This window comes from Serratia sp. CY83965 (assembly GCF_052166375.1).
Classification (GTDB): domain Bacteria; phylum Pseudomonadota; class Gammaproteobacteria; order Enterobacterales; family Enterobacteriaceae; genus Serratia; species Serratia marcescens.
Genome location: NZ_JBJNOV010000001.1, coordinates 416,076 through 435,658 on the forward strand (window position 1 = coordinate 416,076; position 19,583 = coordinate 435,658).

At 62.3% G+C, this 19,583-nt stretch carries 23 protein-coding genes and 1 riboswitch; of the genes, 16 read left to right on the top strand and 7 right to left on the bottom strand.

Annotated elements, in window-relative coordinates; genetic code table 11:
* Positions 1-6 precede the first annotated feature (6 nt).
* Complete coding sequence (locus ACJ8PL_RS02080) at positions 7-825, bottom strand: pyridoxal phosphatase (RefSeq protein ID WP_197783528.1); 819 nt, start codon at positions 823-825, stop codon at positions 7-9.
* A 178-nt stretch (positions 826-1,003) separates the two neighbouring features.
* Here ACJ8PL_RS02080 and pgl point away from each other — a divergent pair, with 178 nt between their 5' ends.
* Entirely contained in the window at positions 1,004-1,999 is a 996-nt protein-coding gene (gene pgl / locus ACJ8PL_RS02085) for a 6-phosphogluconolactonase (protein ID WP_016928695.1), read from the top strand.
* Positions 2,000-2,066: 67 nt separating this feature from the next.
* Here the strand turns inward: pgl and ACJ8PL_RS02090 are convergent, their stop codons facing one another.
* Both ACJ8PL_RS02090 and dmeF read right to left on the bottom strand, forming a co-directional pair.
* Positions 2,067-2,549, bottom strand: a complete 483-nt coding sequence (locus ACJ8PL_RS02090; protein WP_110146765.1) for a kinase inhibitor — start codon at positions 2,547-2,549, stop codon at positions 2,067-2,069.
* A 32-nt stretch (positions 2,550-2,581) separates the two neighbouring features.
* Complete coding sequence (gene dmeF, locus ACJ8PL_RS02095; protein WP_284065152.1) at positions 2,582-3,550, bottom strand: CDF family Co(II)/Ni(II) efflux transporter DmeF; 969 nt, start codon at positions 3,548-3,550, stop codon at positions 2,582-2,584.
* Between the two features lie 78 nt (positions 3,551-3,628).
* On the opposite strand from dmeF, the gene ACJ8PL_RS02100 reads away from it, so the two are divergent.
* A complete protein-coding gene (locus ACJ8PL_RS02100; RefSeq protein WP_004939805.1) occupies positions 3,629-3,904 on the top strand; it encodes a metal/formaldehyde-sensitive transcriptional repressor in 276 nt (91 codons plus the stop codon).
* 2 nt (positions 3,905-3,906) lie between these two features.
* Complete coding sequence (locus tag ACJ8PL_RS02105) at positions 3,907-4,308, top strand: YkvA family protein (RefSeq protein WP_016928691.1); 402 nt, start codon at positions 3,907-3,909, stop codon at positions 4,306-4,308.
* 4 nt (positions 4,309-4,312) lie between these two features.
* On the opposite strand, the gene bioA is transcribed toward ACJ8PL_RS02105, so the two are convergent.
* A complete protein-coding gene (gene bioA, locus ACJ8PL_RS02110; RefSeq protein WP_016928690.1) occupies positions 4,313-5,587 on the bottom strand; it encodes an adenosylmethionine--8-amino-7-oxononanoate transaminase in 1,275 nt (424 codons plus the stop codon).
* 88 nt (positions 5,588-5,675) lie between these two features.
* On the opposite strand from bioA, the gene bioB reads away from it, so the two are divergent.
* Genes bioB through bioD form a run of 4 tightly spaced genes read left to right on the top strand, consistent with a single transcriptional unit; the run spans position 5,676 to position 9,282 of the window.
* Positions 5,676-6,713, top strand: a complete 1,038-nt coding sequence (gene bioB, locus ACJ8PL_RS02115; protein WP_028127661.1) for a biotin synthase BioB — start codon at positions 5,676-5,678, stop codon at positions 6,711-6,713.
* A complete protein-coding gene (gene bioF / locus ACJ8PL_RS02120; RefSeq protein WP_442530776.1) occupies positions 6,713-7,864 on the top strand; it encodes an 8-amino-7-oxononanoate synthase in 1,152 nt (383 codons plus the stop codon). Before bioB ends, bioF begins: the two co-directional genes overlap by 1 nt.
* On the top strand, positions 7,848-8,615 hold the full coding sequence (bioC, locus tag ACJ8PL_RS02125; RefSeq protein ID WP_028128263.1) for a malonyl-ACP O-methyltransferase BioC: 768 nt from the start codon (positions 7,848-7,850) through the stop codon (positions 8,613-8,615). The genes bioF and bioC overlap by 17 nt, the downstream gene beginning before the upstream one ends.
* Positions 8,608-9,282 carry a dethiobiotin synthase gene (gene bioD, locus ACJ8PL_RS02130; protein WP_033641046.1) on the top strand — a complete coding sequence of 225 codons (675 nt, stop codon included), beginning with the start codon at positions 8,608-8,610 and terminating at the stop codon, positions 9,280-9,282. Before bioC ends, bioD begins: the two co-directional genes overlap by 8 nt.
* A gap of 28 nt (positions 9,283-9,310) precedes the next feature.
* Here the strand turns inward: bioD and ACJ8PL_RS02135 are convergent, their stop codons facing one another.
* Positions 9,311-10,033, bottom strand: coding sequence for an ATP-binding cassette domain-containing protein (locus tag ACJ8PL_RS02135; RefSeq protein WP_016928685.1), 723 nt, complete (start codon positions 10,031-10,033; stop codon positions 9,311-9,313).
* Positions 10,034-10,402: 369 nt separating this feature from the next.
* Between ACJ8PL_RS02135 and ACJ8PL_RS02140 the strand changes: the two genes are divergently transcribed.
* From ACJ8PL_RS02140 to ACJ8PL_RS02150, 3 genes are all read left to right on the top strand, one after another.
* Positions 10,403-10,609, top strand: coding sequence for a hypothetical protein (locus tag ACJ8PL_RS02140; RefSeq protein WP_126186656.1), 207 nt, complete (start codon positions 10,403-10,405; stop codon positions 10,607-10,609).
* A 531-nt stretch (positions 10,610-11,140) separates the two neighbouring features.
* Positions 11,141-13,153 (top strand): excinuclease ABC subunit UvrB, encoded by a 2,013-nt coding sequence (gene uvrB / locus ACJ8PL_RS02145; RefSeq protein ID WP_016928683.1) that lies wholly within the window; start codon positions 11,141-11,143, stop codon positions 13,151-13,153.
* Between the two features lie 100 nt (positions 13,154-13,253).
* Complete coding sequence (locus ACJ8PL_RS02150) at positions 13,254-13,520, top strand: VF530 family DNA-binding protein (protein ID WP_004939783.1); 267 nt, start codon at positions 13,254-13,256, stop codon at positions 13,518-13,520.
* A gap of 6 nt (positions 13,521-13,526) precedes the next feature.
* Here the strand turns inward: ACJ8PL_RS02150 and ACJ8PL_RS02155 are convergent, their stop codons facing one another.
* Entirely contained in the window at positions 13,527-14,444 is a 918-nt protein-coding gene (locus ACJ8PL_RS02155; RefSeq protein WP_049203797.1) for a gluconeogenesis factor YvcK family protein, read from the bottom strand.
* A 260-nt stretch (positions 14,445-14,704) separates the two neighbouring features.
* A riboswitch (molybdenum cofactor riboswitch) is annotated at positions 14,705-14,849 on the top strand.
* On the opposite strand from ACJ8PL_RS02155, the gene moaA reads away from it, so the two are divergent.
* From moaA to ACJ8PL_RS02185, 6 genes are all read left to right on the top strand, one after another.
* Positions 14,836-15,822, top strand: a complete 987-nt coding sequence (gene moaA, locus ACJ8PL_RS02160) for a GTP 3',8-cyclase MoaA (protein ID WP_016928681.1) — start codon at positions 14,836-14,838, stop codon at positions 15,820-15,822. Its footprint overlaps the riboswitch before it by 14 nt.
* A 24-nt stretch (positions 15,823-15,846) precedes the next feature.
* Positions 15,847-16,362: a molybdenum cofactor biosynthesis protein B gene (moaB, locus tag ACJ8PL_RS02165; RefSeq protein ID WP_033633872.1), complete on the top strand. Its 516-nt coding sequence runs from the start codon at positions 15,847-15,849 to the stop codon at positions 16,360-16,362.
* Positions 16,363-16,365: 3 nt separating this feature from the next.
* The gene (moaC, locus tag ACJ8PL_RS02170; RefSeq protein WP_048794855.1) at positions 16,366-16,845 is read left to right on the top strand and encodes a cyclic pyranopterin monophosphate synthase MoaC; all 480 of its coding nucleotides are present in this window, start codon (positions 16,366-16,368) and stop codon (positions 16,843-16,845) included.
* Positions 16,842-17,087, top strand: a complete 246-nt coding sequence (gene moaD / locus ACJ8PL_RS02175; RefSeq protein ID WP_274985273.1) for a molybdopterin synthase sulfur carrier subunit — start codon at positions 16,842-16,844, stop codon at positions 17,085-17,087. The genes moaC and moaD overlap by 4 nt, the downstream gene beginning before the upstream one ends.
* A gap of 2 nt (positions 17,088-17,089) precedes the next feature.
* Entirely contained in the window at positions 17,090-17,557 is a 468-nt protein-coding gene (moaE, locus tag ACJ8PL_RS02180) for a molybdopterin synthase catalytic subunit MoaE (RefSeq protein ID WP_033642239.1), read from the top strand.
* Positions 17,558-17,687: 130 nt separating this feature from the next.
* Entirely contained in the window at positions 17,688-18,398 is a 711-nt protein-coding gene (locus ACJ8PL_RS02185) for a Bax inhibitor-1/YccA family protein (protein ID WP_004939761.1), read from the top strand.
* A 75-nt stretch (positions 18,399-18,473) separates the two neighbouring features.
* Here the strand turns inward: ACJ8PL_RS02185 and ACJ8PL_RS02190 are convergent, their stop codons facing one another.
* Positions 18,474-19,580 carry an ABC transporter permease gene (locus tag ACJ8PL_RS02190; protein ID WP_033641042.1) on the bottom strand — a complete coding sequence of 369 codons (1,107 nt, stop codon included), beginning with the start codon at positions 19,578-19,580 and terminating at the stop codon, positions 18,474-18,476.
* Between the last annotated feature and the right edge of the window lie 3 nt (positions 19,581-19,583).

Here is a 19,583-nt window from a genome sequence, read left to right on the forward strand (position 1 = left end):
AAAAAACTAGAGTATGCGGGTGCGGATCACCTCGGCGATGCCCGGCTGCAGGTTATCGGCGATCACCAGATCGGCGCGTTCCTTGATCGCGTCATCGGCGTTGCCCATCGCCACGCCCAACCCGACCGCTTCCAGCATGCTGATGTCATTGTAGTTGTCGCCGAACGCCACCACCTGATCCATGCTCAGCCCCTGCGACTCCACCCATTGGCGCAGGCGTTTGCCTTTGCTGTTGCCGCCTTTGGCGATATCCACCTGATCGTGCCAGGACCATTCGCACGCCAACCCCAGCTCTTTTTCCACCGTGTCGGCAAACTCGCGCAGCGCCGGAATATCGGCGTGCGAGGTGGCGAATTTCCAGATCGCCTGCGCGTCGTCGGCCGCCTGCGTCAGGCTGCCGACCTGCAGCAGCGTCGGGCGCTGCGACGCCGGCAGGGTTTCGGCCCAGGCCAGCGAGCGAATCACATGGCCGCTCGGCTCCTGATACAGCATGGCATCGTCAACGTACATCAGCCCGTGAATGTCGGTCTGTTTGAGCATCTGCAGCACCTGCTTGGCTTGCGCCTTCGCCAAGGGATCGGCGGCCAGCACCTTTTTCTGCTGAAAATCATACAGGTAGGTGCCGTTGCAGCAGATGGCCGGGGTATCTATCTGCAGCGCCTGGTAAAACGGATGGATGGCGACGTGATGGCGGCCGGTGACCACCACCACCTGGACGCCGGCGGCGCGCGCCTGCGCCAGCGCTTCCAGCGACTGCGGTAAGATGCGTTTTTGATTGTCCAGCAGGGTGCCGTCAAGATCGAGGGCGATGACGCGGTAGCTCATAGGGTTCTCGTTATCGTTAGCCATAAAATTAATCCGATGGTACACCGGATAGCCTATGGAGAAAACCGCGTGAGCTTCCGGTGCTAAGCAGGGTTGCCATGCGACGGATGTGCGGTAAGCTAGGAGCAATCGAACGGCCTGAAACCGGTTCCTCTTTTACCCTTTGCAAGGAGAACACATGAAGCAAATCGTTTATGTCGCCAGCCCGGAGAGCCAGCAGATCCACGTCTGGCAGTTGGACGACGCCGGCGCGCTGGCGCTGCTGCAAACCGTTGACGTGCCGGGCCAGGTGCAGCCGATGACCCTTCATCCGGACAAGACCCACCTGTACGTCGGCGTGCGTCCGGCGTTCGGCATCGTTAGCTACCGCATCGAGGCGGACGGCACGCTGCAGCAGGCCGGCATGGCGCCGCTGCCGGGCAGCCCGACCCATATCTCCACCGATTTGCAGGGGCGTTACCTGTTCTCCGCCTCCTACAGCGGCAACTGCGCCAGCATCAGCCCGATCGGCCACGACGGCGTGGTGACGGCGCCGATCCAACAGATCGACGGCCTGAGCGCGCCGCACTCGGCGAACATCGATCCGACCAACCAGCTGGTGCTGGTGCCGTGTCTGAAAGAAGACCGCATCCGTCTGTTCAACCTGAGCCTGGCGGGCCAGCTGACGCCGCACGCGCAGGAGGCGGTGGATATCGCCGCCGGCGCCGGCCCGCGCCATATGGCGTTCCACCATAACGACAAGTTCGCCTACTGCGTCAATGAGTTGAACGGCACGGTGGACGTGCTGGCGATTTCGGAAAACGGCGGCAAATACACCGTGACGCAAACGCTGGATATCATGCCGGACGACTTCGACGGCACCCGCTGGGCGGCGGACATTCATATCACGCCGAACGGCCGTTTCCTCTACACCAGCGATCGCACCGCCAGTATTCTGACCCTCTTCAGCGTCTCCGAAGACGGCGGCACGTTGAGCGTGGTCGGCTATTATCCGACCGAAACGCAGCCGCGCGGTTTCAATATCGATCACAGCGGCCGCTTCGTGATTTCGTCCGGCCAGAAGTCCGATCACATCGCGGTGCATGAAATTGACCAGGCCAGCGGCGAGCTGACCACGCTGGCGCGTTATCCGGTGGGGAAAGGCCCGATGTGGGTCAGCGTGCTGGCGAAGTAATTCGTCGGTCAGAGGAGTATGGAAAAAGCGCGGTTCGGTTGAGCCGCGCTTTTTTATGGGCGGGGGATCAGTTGAACATCACCGTCAGCGTGGCGCTGCCGAGGCTGTGGAAATGCACGTTAAAGCCCACCAGTGCGCCGCTGGACCCTTCATCCACCTCAATGCTTTCCACGTCCAGCGCGTGCACGGTGAACTGATAGCGGTGGCTTTCGCCATTCGGCGGCGCGGCGCCGCCGTAACCGGCCGAACCGAAGTCGGTACGGGTTTGCAGCGCGGCGCTCGGCAGCGGCGCTTTGCCGGAGCCTGCGCCCTGCGGCAGCTCACGCACGTCGGCCGGAATATTGGCCACCACCCAGTGCCACCAGCCGGAGCCGGTTGGGGCGTCGGGATCGTACAGGGTGACGACGAAGCTCTTGGTGCCCTCGGGCACGCCGTCCCAGGCCAGGTGCGGCGACAGGTTATCGCCGTGGTAGCCCATGCCGTTGAAGACCTGCGTCTGCGGCATTGTGCTGCCGTCCTGCAGATCGTTGCTGTACAAACGAAAAGCCATAATGACTCCCAGTTATCGATAAACGCGGACCCCTAAGCTAGATCTTTTCGGTGGAACAATACAACCCCTTGCGCCAACGGCGGACGGTTGATCTCGACGGTGACATGCACCAGTTCGGGATGCGCGGCCAACAGTTGGCGCACCCGATCGGCGGTGAGGGCGCGATCGGCGCTGCTCAGGGCGATGACGCAATGATATTTTCCTTTACCGATGCGGCCTACGTGCAAATCGGTCAGCGTGAGTGGGTGGCCGGAAGTGGCCAGGGTCTGACGAATCTCTTGCGCCACGGGGGCGTCCATTTCGGCATCCAGCAAAATCTTCCCGCTATCGCGCATCAGGCTATAGGCCCAGGCGGCCACCATCATCGCGCCGACGATGCCCATCAACGGATCGAGCCAAGCGGCGCCCCAAAGCTTGCCGCCAAACAGCGCGACGAGGGCCAACACCGAGGTGGCGGCGTCGGCGATGACGTGGATATAGGCGGAGCGCAGGTTGAGGTCATGATGAGGGGCATCGTGGTTATCCCCGTGGTGGTGATGGTGGCCGCCGCCGCGCAACAGCCAGGCGCAAAGCAGATTGACGGCCAGCCCGATCGTACCGATGGCGATGGCTTCGTTGTAATGAATCGGGCTGGGATTCAGCAGCCGCTGCGCGGACTGGAACAGCATCAGCGCCGCCACCAGCACCAACAACACCGCGCTGGTGTAACCGGCCAGCACTTCGATCTTCCAGGTGCCGAGGCTGAAGCGGCGATCCTTGGCCAACCGGCGTGCGGCGCCGTAAGCCAGCAGCGACAAGCCCAGAGCCAGCGCATGCGAGCTCATGTGCCAGCCGTCGGCCAGCAATGCCATCGAGTTAAACAGCCAACCGCCGGCGATCTCGATGACCATCATACTGGCGGTGAGTATCACCGCCCATCTGGTGTTTCTTTCGGCCAATGGGTTACCATCGTCAAAAACGTGGCTGTGCTCGCGGTGCAAAGCGGGCGCGTGAGACGTCATGGTGAAGTTCCTCAGCAAAAGGTAGCGTGCTGTAATATACTATACCCCAGTATAGTAAATAACAATCGGGCGAAAATAATGAGCCATACCCTCAGAGATCAAAAGAAGCTGTTGGCGCGGGTGCGCCGCATTAAAGGGCAGGCCGAAGCGCTGGAGCGCGCGCTGGAGAGCGGCGGCGAATGTTCTGCTGTTCTGCAGCAGATCGCGGCGGTGCGCGGCGCGGTCAACGGTTTAATGGCGCAGGTGCTGGAAGGGCATGTGCGCGAACATCTGGCTGCCGCGGACGCTACGCCGCAGCAGCGTGAGCAGGACATCGAGCAATTGATGACCGTTTTACGTTCTTATATGAAGTAATCATGATTTCACTGAAAAAACGCACGCCGTGGTTCGGCTGGTTGCGCCGTTGGGCCAAAGGCATCAAACGCGATATCTACGCGCTGTGGCTGGCCGCCCGTGATAAGCGCACCCCGTGGTACGCCAAGCTGATCGCGCTGCTGGTGGCCGGCTATGCGATCTCGCCAATCGATTTGATCCCGGATTTCATTCCGGTGCTGGGCTATCTGGACGATGTGATCATCGTGCCGTTGGGCATCATGCTGGCGGTGCGCCTGATCCCCAAACCGCTGATGGCCGAGCTGCGCGAGAAGGCGCAAAAGCGCGTCGATAACCCCACCGGCCGCATGGCGGCGGTGATGATCATTTTACTCTGGCTACTGTGTCTGGGATTGCTGGCCCGCTATCTGGACCAGCATTGGTAAGGCATTAACGCGCGGCGGCGGCCACGGCGGCGGTCAGGCGGCTGAGCTGTTCCGCTTCGATGATGTAAGGCGGCATCAGGTAAATCAGTTTGCCGAATGGCCGGATCCACACCCCGCGCTCGACGAACCCGCGCTGCAGCTCGGCGACATTCACCGGTTCGCGCATCTCCACCACCCCAATCGCCCCCAGCACCCGCACGTCCGCCACCTTCGGCAGCGCCGCCAACGGCAGTAGTTCCCGCTTCAACTGGGCTTCGATGGCGCTCACCTGCGCCTGCCAGCGATTTTCCGCCAGCAGCGCCAGGCTGGCGTCCGCCACCGCACAGGCCAGCGGGTTGCCCATAAAGGTCGGCCCGTGCATAAAGCAGCCGGCCGCGCCGTTGCTGATGGTCTCCGCTACGTGGCGGGTGGTCAGGGTAGCGGACAGCGTCATGTAGCCGCCGGTCAGCGCCTTGCCCAGGCAGAGAATGTCCGGCACCACCTGCGCGTGTTCGCAGGCGAACAGCTTGCCGGTGCGGCCGAAGCCGGTGGCGATCTCGTCGGCGATCAGCAGCACCTGATGGCGATCGCACAGCTCGCGCACCCGCTTGAGGTAGGTTGGGTGGTAGATGCGCATGCCGCCGGCGCCTTGCACCACCGGTTCCAGGATCACCGCCGCCACTTCACCGGCGTGCTGCTCCAGCAGCGCGGCGAACGGCGCAATGTCCTCTTCGCGCCATTCCTCATCGAAGCGGCACTGCGGCGCGGTGGCGAACAGGTGCGGCGCCAGATAGCCCTGATAGAGGCTGTGCATCGAGTTGTCCGGATCGCAGACCGACATCGCGCCGAAGGTATCGCCGTGATAGCCGTGGCGCAGCGTCAGGATGCGCTGCCGGCGCTCGCCGCGCGCCTGCCAATACTGCAGCGCCATCTTCAGCGACACTTCCACCGCCACCGAACCGGAATCCGCCAGGAACACGCACTGCAGCGCTTCCGGCGTCATCGCCACCAGCCGACGGCACAGCGAGATGGCGGCCGGATGGGTGATGCCGCCGAACATCACATGCGACATCTTCTCCAGTTGCTGACTGGCGGCCTGATTCAGACTCGGATGGTTGTACCCGTGGATCGCCGCCCACCAGGAGGACATGCCGTCCACCAGACGCCGGCCATCCGCCAGCTGCAGCTCGACGCCGCTGGCCGACTCGATCGGGTAACAGGGCAACGGGCGGCTCATGGAGGTGTAGGGGTGCCAGATATGGCGTTGGTCAAACGCCAGGTCGGAAGCGGTGACAGACATACTTGTAAACCGAATTGAATTAAGATTGGTTGACAGTATATCCACAATATTTAAACTGGCGACACTTTTTCGTTTTGGAGACGCCATGATGGCCGATCGCATTCACTGGACAGTAGGGCAAGCCCAGGCCCTGTTTGATAAACCGCTGCTTGAACTGCTGTTCGAAGCGCAAACCGTACACCGCCGGCACTTCGACCCGCGTCAGGTGCAGGTCAGCACGCTGCTGTCGATCAAAACCGGCGCTTGCCCGGAAGACTGTAAATACTGCCCGCAGAGCTCACGCTACAAGACCGGCCTGGAGTCGGAGCGACTGATGCAGGTCGAGCAGGTGCTGGAATCGGCGCGCAAAGCCAAAGCGAACGGCTCGACCCGTTTTTGCATGGGCGCGGCCTGGAAGAACCCGCACGAGCGCGATATGCCTTATTTGCAGCAGATGGTGCAGGGCGTGAAAGCGATGGGCATGGAAACCTGCATGACGCTGGGCACGCTGGACGGCACTCAGGCCGAGCGGCTGGCGGAAGCCGGATTGGATTACTACAACCATAACCTCGACACCTCGCCGGAGTTCTACGGCAACATCATCACCACCCGCAGCTACCAGGAGCGTCTGGATACGCTCGACAAGGTGCGCGACGCCGGCATCAAAGTGTGCTCCGGCGGCATCGTCGGGCTGGGTGAAACGGTGCGCGACCGCGCCGGGCTGCTGGTGCAGCTGGCCAACCTGCCGAAACCGCCGGAGAGCGTGCCGATCAACATGCTGGTGAAGGTGAAAGGCACGCCGCTGGCGGATAACGACGACGTCGATCCGTTTGACTTCATCCGCACCATCGCGGTGGCGCGCATCATGATGCCATCCTCTTATGTCCGCCTTTCCGCCGGCCGTGAACAGATGAACGAACAGACGCAGGCGATGTGCTTCATGGCCGGCGCCAACTCCATCTTCTACGGTTGCAAGCTGCTGACCACGCCGAATCCGGAAGAAGATAAGGATCTGCAGTTGTTCCGCAAGCTGGGATTGAACCCGCAGCAGACCGCCACCGAACACGGCGACAACCAGCAACAGCAGGTGCTGGCCAAGCAACTGCTGAACGCCGATACCGCCGAGTTTTACAACGCGGCGCCGTGATGAGCTGGCCACAACGCATCGAGCAGGCGCTGGCGGAGCGGCGCCTGAACGCCGCCTATCGCCGGCGACAAACCACCGAGGGCGGCAACGGCCGCCAGATCCGGCTCGGCGATCGTCTCTATCTGAACTTCTCCGGTAACGACTACCTGGGGCTGAGCCAGGATGCGCGGGTGATCGCCGCCTGGCAGCAGGGCGCGCAGCGTTACGGCGTCGGCAGCGGCGGTTCGGGCCACGTCACCGGCTTTAGCGTGGCGCATCAGGCGCTGGAAGAGCAACTGGCGGCGTGGCTCGGCTATCCGCGCGCGCTGCTGTTCATCTCCGGTTACGCCGCCAACCAGGCGGTGCTGGCGGCGTTGATGCAGAAGGGCGATCGCATTTTGGCCGATCGCCTCAGCCACGCTTCGCTGCTGGAGGCGGCGGCGCAGTCGCCGGCCGAGCTGCGCCGGTTCCAGCACAATCAGCCGCAGGCTTTGGCGGATTTGCTGGCCAAACCCTGCGACGGGCAGCGGCTGGCGGTGACCGAAGGGGTGTTCAGCATGGACGGCGACGGCGCGCCATTGGCGGAACTGTACCGCTTAACCCGCGCGGCGGGCGCCTGGCTGATGGTGGACGATGCCCACGGCGTCGGCGTGCGCGGCGAGCAAGGCCGCGGCAGCTGCTGGCAGCAGGGCGTGCGCCCTGAACTGCTGGTGGCGACCTTCGGCAAGGCGTTCGGCGTCAGCGGCGCGGCGGTGCTGTGCGATGAGGCGACCGCCGAGTATCTGCTGCAGTTCGCCCGCCATCTGATTTACAGCACCGCGATGCCGCCGGCGCAGGCCTGCGCGCTGCAGGCGGCGCTGGCCTGCATTCAAGAGGGCGATGAACTGCGCGCCCGGCTGCAGGACAATATTCGCCGTTTCCGCCAGGGCGCGGCGCCGTTGGCGCTGACCCTGACGGACTCCGACACCGCCATCCAGCCGCTGCTGGTGGGTGACAATCAACGCGCGCTCGATCTGGCGACCCGCCTGCGCGAGCGGGGGATGTGGGTGAGCGCCATCCGTCCGCCGACGGTGCCGCCGGGCGGCGCGCGGCTGCGCATTACCCTGACGGCGGCGCACCAGCCGCAGGACATCGATCGCCTGCTGGAGGTATTGCATGACGTCAGCCAATGACAGGGTGAACAAACAGGCGGTCGCCTCGGCCTTCAGCCGCGCGGCCGGCAGCTACGACGCCGCCGCCGCGCTGCAGCGTGACGTTGGCGAGCGCTTACTGGGGATGGGGAGTTCCCACCCGGGCGAACGGCTGCTGGACGCCGGCTGCGGCACCGGCTATTTCAGCCGTATGTGGCGTGAGCGCGGCAAGCAGGTGACCGCGCTCGATCTGGCGCCGGGGATGTTGGCGTTCGCCCGTCAGCAACAGGCGGCGCACCATTATCTGCTGGGCGATATCGAACAGGTGCCACTGCCCGACGCGGCGATGGACATCTGTTTCAGCAGCCTGGTAGTGCAGTGGTGCAGCGATCTGCCCGCCGCGCTGGCGGAGCTGTATCGCGTGACCCGGCCCGGCGGCGTGATCCTGTTTTCCACGCTGGCGGCGGGCTCGCTGCAGGAATTGGGGGACGCCTGGCAACAGGTGGACGGCGAACGTCACGTGAACGCCTTTTTGCCGTTGACGCAGATCCGCGCCGCCTGCGCTGCCTATCGACACGAGCTGGTGACGGAATTACGCACCCTGAACTACCCGGACGTGATGACGCTGATGCGTTCGCTCAAGGGTATCGGGGCGACGCATTTGCATCAGGGGCGCGAGGGCGGCCTGATGTCGCGCGGCCGTCTCGCCGCGTTGCAGGCGGCTTACCCGTGCCGGCAGGGGCAGTTCCCGCTCAGCTATCATCTGGCTTATGGAGTGATTTATCGTGATTAAACGTTGGTTCGTGACCGGCACCGACACCGAAGTGGGGAAAACCGTCGCCAGCAGCGCCTTGCTGCAGGCCGCCAACCGGGCGGGCTACCGCAGCGCCGGCTATAAGCCGGTGGCCTCCGGCAGCGAGATGACCGCCGAGGGGCTGCGCAACGGCGACGCGCTGGCGCTGCAGGCCAACAGCGGCGTGGCGCTGGATTACGACGAAGTGAACCCTTACGTTTTTGCCGAACCGACCTCGCCGCATATCGTCAGCGCCGATGAAGGCCGGCCGATCGACGCGGCGCGGCTGTCCGACGGCCTGCGCCGGCTGGAGCAGCGCGCCGACTGGGTGCTGGTCGAGGGCGCCGGCGGGTGGTTTACTCCGCTGTCGGCGGAGTACACCTTCGCCGACTGGGTACGGCAGGAGCAACTGCCGGTGATCCTGGTGGTGGGCATCAAACTGGGGTGCATCAACCACGCGGTGCTGACGGCGCAGGCGGTGCAACAGGCGGGGCTGACGCTGGCCGGTTGGATCGCCAACGACGTGACGCCGCCGGGGCGGCGGCATCAGGAATACCTGGCCACGCTGCGCCGCATGCTGCCGGCGCCGCTGCTGGGCGAAATCCCGCACCTGCCGCAGGCCGAACGGGCGCGGTTGGGGCAGTATCTGGACATCAGCCTGCTATAAACAAACGCCCCATGAGGGGGACTCCCCCTCATCTTCCTTCCTGTCCCGCCAGCCCGGCGCCGATCAGCGCCTCATCCAGCTGCGCCAGCGCGCCGTGCGCCACGGTGCGCCCGCTATCCAACAGGCAAAAGCGGTCCGCCACCCGGCGCACGAACGGCAACTGATGCTCTACCAGCAAAATGGTCATGCCCAACTCATAGTTGAGCCTGCGGATCACGTTGCCGATGTCGGCGGCGATCGAGGGGGGCACGCCCGCCGTGGGTTCGTCGAGGATCAGCAGCGCCGGCTCCTGCGCCAGCGCACGACCGATCGCCAACTGGCGCTGGGCGCCTTCGCACAGATCGCCGGCGCGGCGGGTACGCATCTGGCGCAAATTGGGAAACAGGCTGTAGATCAGCGGCGGAATGCGGCGAGGGGCGCCGCGCACGGCCATCTGCGCCACCTGCAGATTCTCTTCCACGCTCAGCTGCGAGAAGAGTTGCCGCCCTTGCGGGACGTGGCTGATGCCCAGTGCCGCGCGGCGCTCCATCGGTTGCAGCAGCAGGTTTTGCGGCGGTTGATCCGCCGGCTGCCAGGTCATGCTGCCGCTCACCACCGGCAAATGCCCCATGATGCAGTTGACCAGCGTGGTCTTGCCCACGCCGTTGCGCCCGAGCAGCACGGTGCACTGGCCGCGCGGCAGCTCCAGGTTGATGTCCCACAGGGTGTGGTTTTGACCGTAGAATTGATTGACCGATCTCAGGCTCAGCATTTGGCATTCTCCTCATAGACGCTCGTTTCACTCGTTGGCGGGGGACAGCAAAGGCCGCATGCGCGGCGAATTTCCCGAGTGTGGCAATGTCTGGAACAAGATGCCGTCCGTCCAATGAGCCAGAGCAAGGTCTGCGGTGGACGGAATGACAGTCAATATGTCGTTAAAAACGACGCTTGTGACGACTTGGTGTCGTTCTTGCGCTTTTACAGGCGATAGCACCGCGAGGGGGACACGCTGCGGCTGGCAGCGCATCACGCTGTCGAACCGCATTTATACGCAGGAAGATAAAGCAACTCTCAGGCCAGTTTTACCGCCGGGTGAAAACGGGGATTGTTATCGCCTTGTTAACCGCTGGTCAGGCCTGACGTGCGCTGCCGTGACAGCCTGAAAATACGCGGGGAAGTTAACCCGGACGTTTTTTGCACTCTTGTGGTGCTCTTCGGTGAGGGCATGGTGCAAGGCATTGCGCCGCCGTCAAGCGCGATCCGCGAGAAAGGGGCCGATGCGATTTTGGCAATGGGGATTTTTAGTATTAATCGGCATAAACAAAGCGATATTTTTATGAAAAAATAACTAAAAAAGCCATTTTGGCGAGTGTAAAGGGCGAAAAGCTTTCTTTCTGTAACTCCCGCCCCGGGCGGGGCGGTGAGAGTTATCCACTATTCCTGTGGATAACCTTGTGCATTAGATTTAGAAAAACGCTGTAAAGCGAGAGCGGACGCGGGTTCTGTTCGCTTTGCCCGCATTCTCGTCTTTTTATTAAATATCTTATATATCAATAGATTAATTAAAATCAAGACGCAGGGGTATTGATCAGGCCTCTATGTATGATTTTTCGACGCGGTACTATCAATAAGTTAATTCGCGGCAAGTTCTGGGGATAAATCTGTTATTGACAATAAAAATGTCACCCCGCTGTAACGTCACGGTGCAACGGCATTGCCGCAGTGCCGGGCGCGGCGACGAATCCGCTTGAAGCTGGTTTTATATCCAGTATCATGGGCACTGGCGCAAATCGCCGACACTTTCCATAATTAGGGGCCATGTCCGGCGCAGAGCCGGCTGGCCGCCTGAGCGCGCGCATCTCCACAGGGTAGCCGAGCAATGAGTAAACTTTTCAAACTGCATTCCGAGTTCAAACCGGCCGGCGATCAGCCGGAAGCCATCCGCAAGCTGGAAGAGGGGCTGGAAGACGGCCTGGCGCACCAGACGCTGCTGGGGGTCACCGGTTCGGGCAAGACGTTCACCATCGCCAACGTGATAGCCGATCTGAATCGGCCGACCATGGTGCTGGCGCCGAACAAGACGCTGGCGGCGCAGCTGTACGGCGAGATGAAAGCGTTTTTCCCGGAGAATGCGGTGGAGTACTTCGTCTCCTACTACGACTACTACCAGCCGGAAGCCTACGTGCCCAGCTCCGACACCTTCATTGAAAAAGACGCTTCGGTGAACGAGCACATCGAGCAGATGCGTCTTTCCGCCACCAAGGCGCTGCTGGAGCGGCGCGACGTGGTGGTGGTGGCGTCGGTGTCGGCGATCTACGGCCTGGGCGATCCGGATCTTTACCTGAAGATGATGCTGCATCTGACCCAGGGGATGATCATCGATCAGCGCTCCATTTTGCGCCGCCTGGCGGAGCTGCAGTATTCCCGCAACGATCAGGCTTTCCAGCGCGCCACCTTCCGCGTGCGCGGTGAGGTGATCGATATCTTCCCGGCGGAATCGGACGAGCTGGCGTTGCGCGTCGAGCTGTTCGACGAAGAAGTGGAGCGGTTGTCGCTGTTCGATCCGCTGACCGGCCAGATTGAACAGGTGGTGCCGCGTTTTACCATCTACCCGAAATCGCACTACGTGACGCCGCGCGAGCGGATCATGCAGGCGATGGAAGAGATCAAGGTCGATCTGGCGGACCGCCGCAAAGTGCTGCTGGCCAACAACAAGCTGCTGGAAGAGCAGCGCCTGACGCAGCGCACCCAGTTCGATCTGGAGATGATGAACGAGCTGGGCTACTGCTCGGGCATCGAAAACTACTCGCGCTACCTTTCCGGGCGCGCCGAGGGCGAGCCGCCGCCGACGCTGTTCGACTACCTGCCGGCGGACGGCCTGCTGGTGGTCGACGAATCCCACGTGACCATTCCGCAGATTGGCGCGATGTTCAAGGGCGACCGCGCGCGCAAGGAAACGCTGGTGGAGTACGGCTTTCGTCTGCCGTCGGCGCTGGACAACCGCCCCTTGCGCTTCGAGGAGTTCGAGGCGTTGGCGCCACAGACCATCTATGTTTCCGCCACGCCGGGCAAATATGAGCTGGAGAAATCCGGCGGCGATCTGATCGATCAGGTGGTGCGGCCGACCGGGTTGCTGGATCCGATCGTGGAAGTGCGGCCGGTCGCCACCCAGGTGGACGATCTGCTCTCCGAGATCCGCAAGCGCGCGGCGATCAACGAGCGCGTGCTGGTGACCACCCTGACCAAACGCATGGCGGAAGACCTGACCGAATACCTGGAAGAGCATGGCGAGCGCGTGCGCTACCTGCACTCGGATATCGATACCGTGGAACGGGTCGAAATCATTCGTGACCTGCGTCTGGGCGAGTTCGACGTGCTGGTGGGCATCAACCTGTTGCGTGAGGGGCTCGACATGCCTGAGGTGTCGCTGGTGGCGATTCTGGACGCCGACAAGGAAGGCTTCCTGCGTTCCGAACGTTCGCTGATCCAGACCATCGGCCGCGCGGCGCGTAACCTGAACGGCAAGGCGATCCTGTATGGCGATCGCATCACCGATTCGATGGCCAAGGCGATCGGTGAAACCGAGCGGCGCCGCGCCAAGCAGCAGGCCTATAACGAAGCCAACGGCATCGTGCCGCAGGGGCTGAACAAGAAGATCGGCGATATTCTGCAGATCGGTCAGCCGGTCAACCGCGCCAAGGGTAAAGGCAGGAGCAAGGCCGTGGACGGCGGCGCTCAGCTGCAGAACCTCACGCCGAAAGCGCTGGATCAGAAAATCCGCGATCTGGAAGCGCAGATGTACACCCACGCGCAAAACCTGGAGTTCGAGCAGGCGGCTGCGCTGCGTGACGAGATCCACCAGCTGCGCGAGCAGTTCATCGCGATTTCCTGACCGTTGGACGGCGCCCGCGCCGTGGGCGTCAAAATTCCTTGTCGGCCGCGCCAAAGCTGTTATGGTGTGCGGCCCGATTTGACCACGAAGAGTACCGAACATGAGCCAACACCAGTCTAAAGACCCGCTGCACGGCGTGACGCTGGAGCAACTGCTGAATAAACTGGTGGATCACTACGGTTGGTCCGAACTGGGCGCGCGCATTCGCATCAACTGCTTCCGCAGCGATCCGAGCATCAAGTCCAGCCTGAAGTTTTTGCGTCGCACGCCCTGGGCGCGCAAAGAGGTGGAAGATCTGTATATCGATATGGTCAGCCATCCCGCCCCGGCCAGCGATAATCCCTGGCTGCGCGGGCGAGACGGTTAAATTCGGTCAGCGGCGGGCGGCCAGCCCCACCAGCGCGTGATCCAGCGCCTGGCGCAGCAGTTGGCGATCGTGGCGGTAGGGGATGTCGCTCGCTTCCAGCGGCTGTTGAATCACCACCCGATCCTGCACTTCACTGGCGTCCACCGCCGGGCCGACGATCAGCGCATCGATCATCCGGCGGCCGATCTTCTCTTCCATCAGCGTCAGCTTATCCTTTAACGACAGCGCCGCGGCGGCCACGCTCAGCTCGCGGCCGAGGTTGCCGATATAGATCATGCTGGCGCTGCTGCGGCGCAGCGCCTGGGTGAGATCGTCCAGCAGCAGCAGCGGCATCAGGCTGGTGAGAAAGCTGCCCGGCCCGATCAGGATCACGTCGGCTTGCGCGATGGCGTCCAGCGCTTCGCGCGTGGCGTTGACCGGGGGCGACAGCATCAGCTCCTGCGGCATGTGGGCCAGTTGATCGACATTCACTTCACCGTAAACGTGATTGCCTTCGTGATCGTGCGCCATCAAATCCACCGGCTGCTCCGACATCGGGATCAGCGCCGCATCCACCTTCAGCAAGCTGCGCACCAGATTGATCGCTTCCAGCGGGCGCACGCTCAGGTGATCCAGCGCTTTCAGCATCAGGTTGCCCAGGTTATGGCCGGCCAGCTCACCGTTGCCGCTGAAACGGTATTCGAACATCGCCGAGGCGACGCTCGGTTCGGTGATCAGCTGGTTGAGACAGTTGCGGGTATCGCCCCAGGCAATGCCGCCTTCCGAACGGCGGATGCGGCCGGTGGAACCGCCGTTGTCGGTGGTGGTGACGATGCCGGTCAGGCGGGAGCCTAAGGACGACAGGGCCGACATCACACGGCCCAGGCCGTGTCCGCCGCCCAACGCCACCACGCGGTCGAGATCGGCCAGGGTACGATTACGCATAAATTTCCTTACAAAGGGGCTGAACTGCCCGCATAAGGTAGCGGATCCGGCATAAAAACGCGATAAAGAGTGTCATTTGCGTGATTCTGGTCAATTCGTCCACGCAAGCGATGTTTATCATGGTTTACCCGAATAGACGGCGTCTAAAAACGCTGTATAGACAATTATATAGCGAATTAACGCGTTGGCTATCGTTGCCGATTAGCGCTAGAATTCTGCTGAAAACCACGGTTTCATTCCGGCTACTCAAGGTAGCGGGAAGAGAAATCAAACTCCTAGCCCCTGCGCCTACGTTGTTCATCCGGAACGATATGGCGCCTGGGCCGTGGCGAAGTCAGCCACCAGGGTGCAGAGGGGAAACGCTCGCATCTCCCGACTTTGGAAAGGTGTTATGGTACCGCAACTCATTGATGCTTATGAGCGCAAGTTCTATTACCTGCGCTTGTCGATCACCGACGTGTGCAACTTTCGTTGCACCTATTGTCTGCCCGACGGCTACAAGCCGAGCGGCAGCCCGAAAAGCTTCCTGTCGCTGGATGAAATCCGCCGCGTCAGCCGCGCGTTCGCCGAACTGGGCACCGAAAAGGTGCGCCTGACCGGCGGCGAGCCTTCGCTGCGCCGTGATTTTACCGAGATCATCGCCGCCGTGCGGGAAAATCCGGCCATTCGCACGCTGGCGGTCACCACCAACGGCTACCGTCTGGCGCGCGACGTCGCCGCCTGGCGTGACGCCGGTCTGACGGCGATCAACGTCAGCATCGACAGCCTGGATCCCCGTCAGTTTCACGCCATTACCGGTCAGGACAAGTTCCGCCAGGTGATGGACGGCATCGACGCCGCCTTCAGCGCCGGTTTCAGCAAGGTCAAGGTCAACGCCGTGCTGATGCGCGACGTCAATCACCAGCAGCTCGGCGCGTTTCTCGCCTGGATCAAGGATCGGCCGATCCAACTGCGTTTTATCGAACTGATGGAAACCGGCGAGGGGGGCGAACTGTTTCGCAAACACCACGTTTCCGGCGAAGTGATTCGCCTGCAGCTGGAGCAGCAGGGTTGGCAGCGCCAGGCGCGCGGCCGCAGCGACGGCCCGGCGCAGGTGTTCAGCCACCCGGACTACCAGGGTGAGGTGGGTCTTATCATGCCGTATGAAAAAGACTTCTGCGCCAGCTGCAACCGGCTGCGCGTTTCTTCCATCGGCAATCTGCATCTGTGCCTGTTCGGCGAGCAGGGGGTGCCCCTGCGCGATCTGCTGGCGGACGACGGCCAGCTCGACGCGCTGAAGGCGCGCATTCAGAGCGGGCTGCTGAGCAAGAAGCAGACCCATTTCCTGCATCAGGGCAACAGCGGGATCACCCAGAACCTGTCGTTTATCGGCGGCTGACAGCCAATAGGAGCTTATTGAATCATGAGCCATGCGAGCAGCGAGTTTATTCCGGCGCATATCGCCATCCTGACCGTGTCCGACAGCCGCGGCGAGGCGGAAGACACCTCCGGCCAATATCTGCAGGACGCGGCGCGGGAAGCCGGCCATCAGGTGGTGGATCGCGCCATCGTCAAAGATGACATTTACCAGATCCGCGCGCGGGTTTCCGCGTGGATTGCCGATGACAACGTGCAGGCGGTGCTGATCACCGGCGGCACCGGATTTACCGCGCGCGACAACACGCCGGAAGCGCTGTTGCCGCTGTTCGACAGAGAGGTGGAAGGGTTCGGCGAACTGTTCCGCATGGTGTCGTACGAAGAGATCGGCACCGCGACGATCCAGTCGCGCGCGCTGGCCGGCTTGGCCAACCGCACGGTGATTTTCGCCATGCCGGGTTCCACCCGCGCCTGCCGCACCGCCTGGGAGCGGATTATCGAAGAGCAGTTGGACGCGCGCCATCGCCCGTGCAACTTCCAACCCCATTTGAAGAAGCCCTGAGTCATGACACAGCTAACCCACATTAACGCCGCCGGCGAAGCCCATATGGTCGACGTTTCCGCCAAGGCCGAAACGGTGCGCGAGGCGCGCGCCGAAGCCTTCGTCGAGATGCTGCCCGCCACGTTGGCGATGATCGTCGACGGCAGCCATCACAAGGGCGACGTGTTCGCCACGGCGCGCATCGCCGGTATTCAGGCGGCCAAACGCACCTGGGAGCTGATCCCGCTGTGCCACCCGCTGATGCTGAGCAAAGTCGAAGTGCAGCTGGAGGCGCAGACGCAGCACAGCCGGGTGCGCATCGAAACCTGCTGCCGGCTGACCGGCAAAACCGGCGTCGAGATGGAGGCGCTGACCGCCGCCTCGGTGGCGGCATTGACCATCTATGATATGTGCAAAGCGGTACAGAAAGATATGGTGATCGGCCCGGTACGCCTGCTGGCGAAAAGCGGCGGCAAATCCGGCGATTTTAAGGTGAACGCATGATCGATATTCTTTTCTTCGCGCAGGTGCGCGAACTGGTGGGCACCGGCGCGCTGTCGATGCCGGCGGATTACCCGACCGTCGAGGCGCTGCGCCAGGCGTTGTGTGCGCGCGGCGATCGCTGGGCGCTGGCGCTGGAGTCCGGCAAGCTGCTGGCGGCGGTCAATCAGTCGCTGGTGGCGGCGGATCACCCGCTGTGCGCCGGCGATGAAGTGGCCTTCTTCCCGCCGGTTACCGGGGGGTAAGCATGGAAAACACCCGCATTCGCGTGGGCGAAGCGCCGTTCAACGTCGGCGACGAGTATCAGTGGCTGGCGCAGTGCGACGCCGACGGCGCGGTGGTGACCTTCACCGGCAAGGTGCGCAACCATAACCTCGGGGACGACGTCAGCGCGCTGACGCTGGAACACTACCCCGGCATGACCGAGAAGGCGCTGGCGGAGATCGTGGCCGAGGCTCGCAGCCGTTGGCCGTTGCAGCGCGTGACGGTGATCCACCGCGTCGGCGCGCTGTATCCCGGCGACGAGATCGTGTTCGTCGGCGTGACCGGTGCGCACCGCGGCATGGCGTTCGCCGCCAGCGAGTTCATCATGGACTACCTGAAGACTCGCGCGCCGTTCTGGAAGCGCGAAGCGACCGGCCAGGGCGATCGTTGGGTGGACGCTCGCGACAGCGATCGTCAGGCCGCGCAGCGCTGGCACGACGCGGCTAAATAACGCGTCAACAGCGGAAACAAATCAAGACCTTTGCCGCTTTCGCGCGGCCTATTCTGTGGTACGCTTATAGCAGGCGAAGCCCCGTTCGCGGGGCTTCGGAATCTTGTTTACAACGCAAAAGGTAACCGTCATGGACCGATATCCACGCTCTAATGGTTCAATCGTCGAACGTGCCAACAGCGGCATTCAGGCCTACATGGCGCAGGTTTACGGCTGGATGACCTGCGGTCTGCTGCTGACGGCGTTCGTTTCCTGGTATGCGGCCAATACGCCCGCGATCCTCAACTTCATCTTCTCCAGCCAGATCACCTTCTTCGGTCTGATCATCGCCCAGTTGGCGCTGGTGTTCGTGATTTCCGGCATGGTCAACCGCCTGAGCGGCGCGGTGGCCACCTCGCTGTTCATGCTGTACTCGGCGCTGACCGGGCTGACGCTGTCGAGCATCTTCATCGCTTATACCTACAGCTCGATCGCCAGCACCTTTGTGGTCACAGCCGGCATGTTCGGCGCGATGAGCCTGTACGGCTACACCACCAAGCGCGATCTGAGCGGCTTCGGCAGCATGCTGTTCATGGCGCTGATCGGCATCGTGCTGGCCTCGTTGGTGAACATCTGGCTGAAAAGCACCGCGCTGATGTGGGCGATTACCTACATCGGGGTGGTGGTGTTCGTCGGTCTGACCGCGTACGACACGCAAAAACTCAAGGCGATGGGTGAGCAGCTGAACGCCGATGATAAAGACGGCTTCCGCAAGTACGCCATCGTCGGTGCGCTGACGCTGTATCTCGACTTCATCAACCTGTTCCTGATGTTGCTGCGTATCTTCGGCAACCGCCGCTAAATCCGTCGTCTTTCAAGCAGTCGCTTGAAATCCAAAGGACTTAACAGGCTCTGCATGTGACATGCAGAGCTTTTTTTATGCGATTTTGCGGCGAAACAGCGCGTAGGCGGCGCTGCCGGTGGTGGCGGTGATCACCAGCAGCGGCCACAGGCTGCGCCAGATGATGCTGAAGCTGGCGTCTTTCAGGTAGATCTGCTTGGTGATGTCGGTGAAGTGGCGTATCGGGTTCACCCAGGTCAGATCCTGCAGCCACACCGGCATATTCTCCACCGGCGAGACGTAACCTGAGAGCAGGATCGCCGGCATCATGAACACGAACACGCCGATAAACGCCTGCTGCTGAGTGGCGCACAGCGACGAGATCAGCAGGCCGAAACCGACTAGCGACAGCCCGTAGATCAGCATGGTGGCATAGAACAGCAGCAGCGATCCGGCGAACGGGATCTGGTACAGGAAGATGCCGATCAACAGCACGATGCTGGACTGGAAACTGGCGACGATCAGCGCTGGCACCGCCTTGCCGATAAAGATCTGCCAGGTGGTGAGCGGCGAGACCAGCAGCTGTTCCAGCGTGCCCTGTTCGCGTTCGCGTGCCACCGACAGCGAGGTGACGATCAGCACGCCGATGGTGGTGATCATGGCGATCAGCGACGGCACCACGAACCATTTGTAGTCCAGATTCGGGTTATACCAGTTGCGCACCACCAGTTCGCTGTTGTTGGGTTTGGCACGGTTGCCGAGCAGCTCGTTCTGATATTCCTGCACGATCTGCTGCACGTAGTTGGCGGCGATCTGCGCGCTGTTGGAGTTGCGCCCGTCGAGCAGCAGCTGCAGCGGCGCGGTATTGCCGGCGGCGATATCGCGCGAGAACTGTGCCGGGAAGCGGATCAGCAGCAGCGCCCGTTGGTTATCAATGGTGGTCTTTATCTCCTGCGGGTTGCGCAGCAGCAGCACATGGGAGAAAGCTTTAGCCTTGGCGAAGCGTTGGGTCAGCTCCACCGAAGCCTGGCCGCTGTCCTCGCTGTAGACCGCGATGGTGGCGTTGGTCACCTCCAGCGTCGCGGCGAACGGGAACAGCAGCACCTGCAGGATCACCGGCATGATCAGGATGGCGCGGGTTTGCGGATCGCGCAGCAGCGCCTGCATTTCCTTGATGATGAGCGTCAACAGACGGTGAAACATCGC

What these genes read in the sequence shown, in the direction of transcription:
- uvrB (WP_016928683.1), top strand. Translation starts at nt 11,141, where the DNA reads ATGAGTAAACTTTTCAAACTGCATTCCGAGTTCAAACCGGCCGGCGAT.
- ACJ8PL_RS02090 (WP_110146765.1), bottom strand. Translation starts at nt 2,549, where the DNA reads ATGGCTTTTCGTTTGTACAGCAACGATCTGCAGGACGGCAGCACAATG.
- ACJ8PL_RS02190 (WP_033641042.1), bottom strand. Translation starts at nt 19,580, where the DNA reads ATGTTTCACCGTCTGTTGACGCTCATCATCAAGGAAATGCAGGCGCTG.
- bioC (WP_028128263.1), top strand. Translation starts at nt 7,848, where the DNA reads ATGACGTCAGCCAATGACAGGGTGAACAAACAGGCGGTCGCCTCGGCC.
- ACJ8PL_RS02100 (WP_004939805.1), top strand. Translation starts at nt 3,629, where the DNA reads ATGAGCCATACCCTCAGAGATCAAAAGAAGCTGTTGGCGCGGGTGCGC.
- bioF (WP_442530776.1), top strand. Translation starts at nt 6,713, where the DNA reads ATGAGCTGGCCACAACGCATCGAGCAGGCGCTGGCGGAGCGGCGCCTG.
- ACJ8PL_RS02185 (WP_004939761.1), top strand. Translation starts at nt 17,688, where the DNA reads ATGGACCGATATCCACGCTCTAATGGTTCAATCGTCGAACGTGCCAAC.
- ACJ8PL_RS02105 (WP_016928691.1), top strand. Translation starts at nt 3,907, where the DNA reads ATGATTTCACTGAAAAAACGCACGCCGTGGTTCGGCTGGTTGCGCCGT.
- dmeF (WP_284065152.1), bottom strand. Translation starts at nt 3,550, where the DNA reads ATGACGTCTCACGCGCCCGCTTTGCACCGCGAGCACAGCCACGTTTTT.
- ACJ8PL_RS02150 (WP_004939783.1), top strand. Translation starts at nt 13,254, where the DNA reads ATGAGCCAACACCAGTCTAAAGACCCGCTGCACGGCGTGACGCTGGAG.
- moaB (WP_033633872.1), top strand. Translation starts at nt 15,847, where the DNA reads ATGAGCCATGCGAGCAGCGAGTTTATTCCGGCGCATATCGCCATCCTG.
- moaA (WP_016928681.1), top strand. Translation starts at nt 14,836, where the DNA reads ATGGTACCGCAACTCATTGATGCTTATGAGCGCAAGTTCTATTACCTG.
- ACJ8PL_RS02135 (WP_016928685.1), bottom strand. Translation starts at nt 10,033, where the DNA reads ATGCTGAGCCTGAGATCGGTCAATCAATTCTACGGTCAAAACCACACC.
- pgl (WP_016928695.1), top strand. Translation starts at nt 1,004, where the DNA reads ATGAAGCAAATCGTTTATGTCGCCAGCCCGGAGAGCCAGCAGATCCAC.
- bioA (WP_016928690.1), bottom strand. Translation starts at nt 5,587, where the DNA reads ATGTCTGTCACCGCTTCCGACCTGGCGTTTGACCAACGCCATATCTGG.
- ACJ8PL_RS02080 (WP_197783528.1), bottom strand. Translation starts at nt 825, where the DNA reads ATGAGCTACCGCGTCATCGCCCTCGATCTTGACGGCACCCTGCTGGAC.
- moaD (WP_274985273.1), top strand. Translation starts at nt 16,842, where the DNA reads ATGATCGATATTCTTTTCTTCGCGCAGGTGCGCGAACTGGTGGGCACC.
- moaE (WP_033642239.1), top strand. Translation starts at nt 17,090, where the DNA reads ATGGAAAACACCCGCATTCGCGTGGGCGAAGCGCCGTTCAACGTCGGC.
- bioB (WP_028127661.1), top strand. Translation starts at nt 5,676, where the DNA reads ATGGCCGATCGCATTCACTGGACAGTAGGGCAAGCCCAGGCCCTGTTT.
- moaC (WP_048794855.1), top strand. Translation starts at nt 16,366, where the DNA reads ATGACACAGCTAACCCACATTAACGCCGCCGGCGAAGCCCATATGGTC.
- ACJ8PL_RS02155 (WP_049203797.1), bottom strand. Translation starts at nt 14,444, where the DNA reads ATGCGTAATCGTACCCTGGCCGATCTCGACCGCGTGGTGGCGTTGGGC.